The following is a 1,756-nucleotide window of genomic DNA, read 5'->3' on the forward strand; positions in this document are numbered from 1 at the left end:
GCTTTTAGAGGAAGTAATAAAGCAGAAACTATATCCTGATTGGCATTCTGTTTTCTCATTTACTTCTCTTTCATTTCTCTTTGTGCAAATAGATCTTTAGCTGGTTTTTACTGTAACAGCAGCGCCTGTAATTAGTGATTTTTCACTAAGAGGTTAAGAGGCGCTGCGCTTTTAAAGAAGGAAATAAACACCGATACTGTATTCTGATTGGTATTCTGTTTTCTCATTTACTCCTCTTTCGCTTCTCTTTGTGAAAATAGATCTTTAATTGATTTATTGGTGAATAGACTAAATAATTTAAGCGTGGCTTTCGTAACAATCGTACCCGTTATAAGTGACTTTTTCACTAAGAGGTTAAGAGGCGCTACGCTTTTAGAGAAGTAAATAAACACCAAACGCAGTTTTTATTAGTATTTTGTCTTCTCATTTACTCCTCTTTCGCTTCTCTTTGTGCAAATAGTTCTTTAATTGATTTTATTAGTAAATAGCTCAACAAACGAGTGACAACTTAATAAATTGCTTCATATAGCCTACGAGTATTCAATTTTATTATTTTATTTGTACTACACTTAAGTCTTATTTTAGAACTCTTTCTTAGTTGATTAAATGCTTGTAAATTAAGCAAAAGGATACCTATGGATACTGATACATTAACAAAAACAGTAATAGGTTGCGCTATAGAAGTACACAGGAATTTAGGCCCAGGGTTATTAGAATCGAGTTACGAAACTTGCTTAATATATGAATTAAGTAAAATTGGCTTATCTGCTAAAAACCAAGTTGAGCTGCCGATATATTATAAAGATCAATATATACATACAGGTTACCGGTTAGATATTTTATTACCTAATAAATTAATAATTGAACTAAAGGCGGTTGATAAGCTTCTTCCAATTCACTCTGCACAATTGATAACTTATATGAAACTTGCAGAAATAAGTACTGGTTTACTAATAAACTTCAATGTTCTAAAGCTAGTCGATGGTATAAAGCGCTTTAATTCATAAAAATTATTTACTTAAGTTTTAAGTCGTTATCCAAAGGGCTATAAGTAACTGTACATTAAATTTTTAAGCGATTTATTCACAAAGAGGTTATGAGGCGCTGCGCTTTTAGAGAAGAAAATAAAACCGAAAACATATCCTGAATAGCATTATGTTTTCTCATTTACTCCTCTTTCGCTTCTCTTTGTGCAAATAGATCTTTAGCTGGTTTTTACTGTAACAGCAGCGCATGTAACTAGTGACTTTTTCACTAAGAGGTTAAGAGGCGCTGCGCTTTTAAAGAAGGAAATAAACACCGAAACTGTATTCTGATTGGTATTCTGTTTTCTCATTTACTTCTCTTTCGCTTCTCTTTGTGCAAATAGATCTTTAGCTGGTTTTTACTGTAACAGCAGCGCATGTAATTAGTGACTTTTTCACTAAGAGGTTAAGAGGCGCTGCGCTTTTAAAGAAGGAAATAAACACCGAAACTGTATTCTGATTGGTATTCTGTTTTCTCATTTACTCCTCTTTCGCTTCGCTTTGTGAAAATAGATCTTTAGCTGGTTTTTATAAATAAATTGAATAATTTTAAGCATTGCTTTGTAACAGCAGCGCCTGTAATTAGTGATTTTTTCACTAAGAGGTTAAGAGGCGCTACGCTTTTAGAGGAAGTAATAAAGCAGAAACTATATCCTGATTGGCATTCTGTTTTCTCATTTACTTCTCTTTCATTTCTCTTTGTGCAAATAGATCTTTAGCTGGTTTTTACT

The 1,756-nt window shown here is 32.7% G+C and carries 1 protein-coding gene; it reads left to right on the forward strand.

The window, feature by feature from the left end; genetic code table 11:
* Positions 1-635: 635 nt before the first annotated feature.
* A complete protein-coding gene (locus H5157_RS20500) occupies positions 636-1,007 on the forward strand; it encodes a GxxExxY protein (RefSeq protein ID WP_182715280.1) in 372 nt (123 codons plus the stop codon).
* Positions 1,008-1,756 lie beyond the last annotated feature (749 nt).

It is taken from the genome of Pseudoalteromonas sp. SG43-3, from assembly GCF_014164385.1.
Taxonomy (GTDB): domain Bacteria; phylum Pseudomonadota; class Gammaproteobacteria; order Enterobacterales; family Alteromonadaceae; genus Pseudoalteromonas; species Pseudoalteromonas distincta.

What these genes read in the sequence shown, in the direction of transcription:
- H5157_RS20500 (WP_182715280.1), top strand. Translation starts at nt 636, where the DNA reads ATGGATACTGATACATTAACAAAAACAGTAATAGGTTGCGCTATAGAA.